Raw genomic sequence first — 4,932 nt, 5'->3', positions numbered from 1 at the left:
AGCCCGCGGATGATCTGCATGATTTCGGCCGAGTTTCTCGAGTCGAGGTTTCCGGTCGGCTCGTCGGCCAGCAGTATCGCCGGATCATTGATCATGGCGCGTGCGATCGCCACGCGCTGCTGCTCGCCGCCCGAAAGCTGGTTGGGGCGATTCTGGCCGCGGCCCTTGAGCCCGACCAGGTCCAGAAGATGCGCGGCGCGCTCCTCGCCCGCATGGCTCCATTCAAGGTAGAAAAGCGGCAGTTCGACGTTTTCGAGCGCGGTCGCGCGCGGAAGCAGATTGAAGCTCTGAAAGATGAATCCGATGCGGCGGCTGCGAATCGACGCCAGTTCGACCTCACCCAACAAAGCGATATCGACGCCTTCGAGCAGGTAGCGCCCGCAGCTCGGGCGATCCAGGCATCCGATGATATTCATCAGAGTCGATTTGCCGGAGCCCGAAGCGCCCATGATCGCGACGAACTCTCCGTGTTCGACGCGCAGGTTGACGTCCCACAGCGCGCGTAACTCGACCTCGCCCATCTGGTAGGTCTTGCCAAGCCCGATGGTCTCGATCAGCGGTGTCATCGCATCGGCGTAGCACTGCGAAATCCATGCCGACGCCACCATATCGCCGCATGCGCTGAACCGCTCGAGACAGCTTGCGGCTATGCCGGGCGCCAGGCGGGGCTCCGCTGCGCCCCAACGGCGCGCGAATGCATCGTCAGGAATGTAAAGATTTACTTTAAATGATCCGCCGCGCGGCGCGCGAGTGAGGCAGCCCTAGCGTATGCCCATCACGATGCTGTTGATATCGCTTTTGGTCAGACGCACCGCGCGCGGCGCTTTGCCCGCCATCTCGCGCGCCAGTTTGAGCGCTTCGGCCATCAGCTCGTCGCGCGGGACCACGCGGTTGACCAGACCCATCGTATACAGCTCGGGCGCCTTGTAATGGCGGCATCCGATCGCGATCTCCTTTGCCCGCCACGGCCCGACGCGCGCCGCCAACACCTTGACCGGAAAGCCGCTGAATGGCACCCCGAGGTCCACTTCCGGCACCCAGAACTCGGCGTCTTCGGCCGCCAGCACCAGGTCGCAACCCAGCGCGATCGCCCATCCGCCACCCACCGCGTAACCGTTGACCGCGCCGATGACGACCTGGTCGAGGTTGGACATCGCCTCGAAGCAGCGCCCGATAATCGACGGCAGACGGCGGCCGCGCTCGCGAAAGATGCGCTGGCGCTCGGCCGGATCGGTCACGCCCTTGAGTGCCGAGACATCGGCGCCGGCCGAAAATGCGGGGCCCGCGCCGGTGATGACGATCGCGCGCACGTTGCGGTCGTCGCGAAAGTCGAGCAGGATGCGCTCCATCTCCAGCATCACTTCGACATTCATGCAGTTACGCCGCTCGGGGCGGTTGAAGCTAAGCGTCGCGATCGCGCCGTCCTTTTGAAGCAGGAAATTGCCAGGCATCTTGCGCGTCCTCCGATGGTGAGAAAGGGGCTCCTATGGTTTCGCGGGTGCCATGCCCTCCGGCCATCCCGGAACGTTGGCGTCGAGCGGAACCCGGGCGGTCTTGAGAAAGCACGCAATCATCCGATGCCGGCCTCTTTGCCGAGCCGGCGCGCCTCCTCGGGTGGCAGCAGCGCTAGCGTGGGTCGACCCCTCCTAAGCAATAGTATCCGCAACCTAGTCCAGGCGGGCGTTGCCTGCCAAACGGCTATTTGCGCCCCGACGGCAACACCAGGATCTGACCGTTCATCTCGGGTTGATGGATTGCGCAGCGGAAAACGAACAGCCCTTCGCGATGGAAGGTGAAGACGTAAGCGGTTTTCGAGAGCGGCGCGAGCCTGAGATGCATCAGGGCGCGCCCGTGCGGATCTTCGACCAGAAAATCATGCTCGTCGTCGGGCTGAAGGTTCCACAAGGTGATCCGGGTCGGTTCGTCGCGACGCACGGCGATGAAGGAAGGCGCGAAGGCATAGACTTCGCCGAAGTGCGCGACAGTCGGCTTGGGCCCGGTCTCTTTCACAGCCACCCCCTCGGTCAGGATCACCACCTTGGCCATCGCGTGGCCGCCCTTGGCCACCGACACGATCTTCGATGCCGCGGCGTCGGGCATGAAGCAGCACGCCGCGGTGCCCGGCGCATTTGGCATGCCTGCAACAGCAGAGACGGCGGTTGGTCCGGCAGCGCCTGTCTCTGTTGCACACAGCGCAAGCGTCAAAGCGGCCCCAAGGGCAAGCAGTCCGAATTGGATTCCGCCCGAGGAATGTTCAGCATTATGCACGGGCAACTCCGTGGTCTGAAGCGCGAAAGGCATGAAAGCTCGGCGCCGCAAGATCGCCTCGCGATCGCGAACCGGTTAGGATTCTAGGCGATGGCGCAGGACAGTTGCACGCAGCAGCGCCCGCGGGTCGTGCTGGTTACCGGCGGCGCGGGCTTTATCGGCTCACATCTGGTTGACGCACTTGTCGAGCGCGGCTACATCGTCCGCGTCCTGGACAACTTCTCCACCGGCCGGCGCGAAAACCTCAATCCGCGCGCCGTGCTCTTTGAAGCGGACATCCGCGACCGCGTCGCGATCCGCCCGTCCTTCGCCCAAGTCGATTGCGTCTTCCATGTCGCCGCGCTGCCCCGCGTGGGGTTGTCTATCGAACGCCCCGCCGAGACCCATCTGGTCAACGTGGACGGCACGCTCAACGTGCTGCTGGCCGCCCGCGAGGCGGGCGTGCGGCGGCTCATCTTCTCCAGCTCGTCGTCGGTGTACGGCGAGCAGGCGCGCCTACCGCTGGACGAGACAATGACGCCCAACCCGCTAAGCCCCTACGCACTCCAGAAGCTGGTGGGCGAGCAATACGTGCGCATGTTCCATCGGTTGTACGGGCTGGGCGCACTCTGCCTGCGCTACTTCAGCGTCTACGGCCCACGGATGGATCTCGAAGGCGCCTACGCGACCGTGATCGGCGCTTTCATCCGCGCGCGCCGCGATGGGCGGCCGCTTGCGATTCGCGGCGACGGCGGCCAGACCCGCGATTTTACCCACGTGCGCGACGTCATCCGCGCCAACCTGGCCGCGATGGAGTGCGCGCTCGACGATGGGCGGCCGCTCAATGTTGGTCGCGGCCGCGCGCTCAGCGTCAATCATGTCGCCGACCTTGTCGGCGGGCCGCGCGTCAGCGAACCGCCGCGCTCGGGCGAGCCCCGCGACACGCTCGCCGATCTTGCGCGCGTACGCGCGGCGCTCGGATGGAGTCCCGAGGTCGATACCGACGCCGGCGTGCGCGAGCTGCTGCGGCACCACGGACTGTAGGCTGCGACTGCACCCGGATTCGTAACGTTTTCAGGGAGACGTCGCTGGTTGGGGTGTCTGGCAGGCTGTTTAGTACGGCTTGCTCAGCAGGACGCCCGCCGCCGCCAGTGAGGCAATCCGATCGCTCGAATAGCCAAGGTGCTTCTTCAGGATCTCCTCGTTGTGCTCGCCGAGCAGCGGTGCCGGCAGGCTCGAATCGACGGGCAGCTCCGAGAAGCGAATCGGGAAACCGGGGACCTGGAAGTCGCCGAGCACGCGATCGTGCACGGTCGCGACCGCGCCGCGCTCGCGCAAGTGCGGATGCTTCATCACCTCTTCGAGCGGACGAATCGGCGCGACCGGGATCCGCGCCGCGCGCATCACCTCGAGCGACTTCTCATCATCGGGCATCGAGGCAAGCCATTGCTCGATCACCGCGACGACCTGGTCGCGATTGTTAAGCCGCGACGGGTTGTCGGCGAAGCGCGGATCGCGCGCCAGCTCCGGCCGGCCCATCGCCTGCTCGCAGAACTGCGCCCAATGGCGGTCCAGCCAGGCCATGATGATGAAGTACATCTGCTTGCCCTTGAAAATGCCGCACGGGCAGAGCCCTGGATAGTGCCGGCCCGAGCGCTCGACGCGGGACGCGCCGCGGCTTGCGGTGTAAAGCTCCAGGCCCATGTCGTGGTAGCCGAAATAGGAATCGAGCAGCGAGACGTCGATATACTGGCCCTGCCCGGTGCGTTCGCGATGGAGCAGCGCACACGCGATCGCACCCATCCCGTGCACGCCGGTACTGACGTCGCCGATCGCCATCAGCGGGATCACCGGCGGCCCGTCCTTCTCGCCGATGAGCGAGGTGATGCCGGCGTAGGCCTGGCCGATAAAGTCGAACCCAGGGTCGTTGGCGAGCGGGCCGGTCTGGCCAAATGTCGAGACCGAGCACATCACGACCCGCGGGTTGAGCTTGCGCACCTCCTCGTAGCCGAAGCCCAGGCGCGCGATCGCGCCGGGGGCGAAGTTCTCCACCAGCACGTCAACCTTGGCCGCCAGCTCGCGCAGGATCGCAGCGCCCTCGGGGCGCCGCGCGTCCACGCACAGGCTCTTTTTGCCGAGGTTGTGCTGGACGTAATAGGCGCTGCGGTTGTCGCGCACGTAGGGGATAAGGCGCGCGCGGTCGCCGTCGGGCGCGAGCTCGACCTTGATGATCTCGGCGCCCATCGCGGCCATCAGCCGCGTCACCGTCGGTCCCGCGACGAACTGGGTGAAGTCGAGGACTGTGTAACCGTCGAGCACGTGGCGGAACTGGCCTGCCATACGAAGAGCCCTCTCCCCGGCGCGCAGCGCCGCAGATTCGTAGGCTTGCTGTAGCAAGCGCCGCGCGCGCTTCGCAACCCCGCGCGCTGCGCAGAGCGAGGGGCAGCCGGCGACAGTCCGCTCAGGCCACCTGGCGGCGCCGCTGCGGCTCGTTCGCCGCAATGGCCGGCGGCGGCAGCACGCGGACCGGCAGAATCACCAGGCTCAGGCCGTGGAGCTGGAGCCAGTTCTGCAATTCCATCGCGGTATGGTTGTGCAGGAAACGGCTGATGAATCCCTCCAGCTCGGCCTCGAAGATAAGCTTGCCGGCGAAGAACACCGCGTGGGGGAACTCGCGCGCCACCT

The 4,932-nt window shown here is 65.8% G+C and carries 6 protein-coding genes; 1 reads left to right on the top strand and 5 read right to left on the bottom strand.

Going from position 1 to position 4,932, the window contains the following annotated elements; all coding sequences use genetic code 11:
- From VFB33_17505 to VFB33_17495, 3 genes are all read right to left on the bottom strand, one after another.
- The coding region (locus VFB33_17505) for an ABC transporter ATP-binding protein (GenBank protein HZO83493.1) at positions 1-608 on the bottom strand (608 nt) is incomplete at its 3' end.
- Between the two features lie 153 nt (positions 609-761).
- Positions 762-1,451: an enoyl-CoA hydratase/isomerase family protein gene (locus tag VFB33_17500; protein HZO83492.1), complete on the bottom strand. Its 690-nt coding sequence runs from the start codon at positions 1,449-1,451 to the stop codon at positions 762-764.
- Positions 1,452-1,698: 247 nt separating this feature from the next.
- Positions 1,699-2,136: a hypothetical protein gene (locus VFB33_17495; protein ID HZO83491.1), complete on the bottom strand. Its 438-nt coding sequence runs from the start codon at positions 2,134-2,136 to the stop codon at positions 1,699-1,701.
- Positions 2,137-2,358: 222 nt separating this feature from the next.
- Between VFB33_17495 and VFB33_17490 the strand changes: the two genes are divergently transcribed.
- Positions 2,359-3,291 carry an NAD-dependent epimerase/dehydratase family protein gene (locus VFB33_17490; protein ID HZO83490.1) on the top strand — a complete coding sequence of 311 codons (933 nt, stop codon included), beginning with the start codon at positions 2,359-2,361 and terminating at the stop codon, positions 3,289-3,291.
- A gap of 69 nt (positions 3,292-3,360) precedes the next feature.
- Here VFB33_17490 and VFB33_17485 read toward each other — a convergent pair whose 3' ends face one another.
- The gene (locus VFB33_17485) at positions 3,361-4,587 is read right to left on the bottom strand and encodes a CaiB/BaiF CoA-transferase family protein (GenBank protein ID HZO83489.1); all 1,227 of its coding nucleotides are present in this window, start codon (positions 4,585-4,587) and stop codon (positions 3,361-3,363) included.
- Between the two features lie 121 nt (positions 4,588-4,708).
- A partial coding sequence (locus VFB33_17480) for a hypothetical protein (protein ID HZO83488.1) occupies positions 4,709-4,932 on the bottom strand: 224 nt, incomplete at its 5' end.

This window comes from Candidatus Binataceae bacterium (assembly GCA_035650475.1).
In the GTDB taxonomy this organism is placed as follows: domain Bacteria; phylum Desulfobacterota; class Binatia; order Binatales; family Binataceae; genus JAKAVN01.
The sequence above is the reverse complement of the archived record's forward strand: the minus strand, read 5'-3'. Positions and strand labels throughout refer to the sequence as shown.

Excerpts from the sequence above, each read along its gene's own strand:
- VFB33_17500 (HZO83492.1), bottom strand. The coding sequence starts at position 1,451 with ATGCCTGGCAATTTCCTGCTTCAAAAGGACGGCGCGATCGCGACGCTT.
- VFB33_17495 (HZO83491.1), bottom strand. The coding sequence starts at position 2,136 with ATGCCAAATGCGCCGGGCACCGCGGCGTGCTGCTTCATGCCCGACGCC.
- VFB33_17490 (HZO83490.1), top strand. The coding sequence starts at position 2,359 with ATGGCGCAGGACAGTTGCACGCAGCAGCGCCCGCGGGTCGTGCTGGTT.
- VFB33_17485 (HZO83489.1), bottom strand. The coding sequence starts at position 4,587 with ATGGCAGGCCAGTTCCGCCACGTGCTCGACGGTTACACAGTCCTCGAC.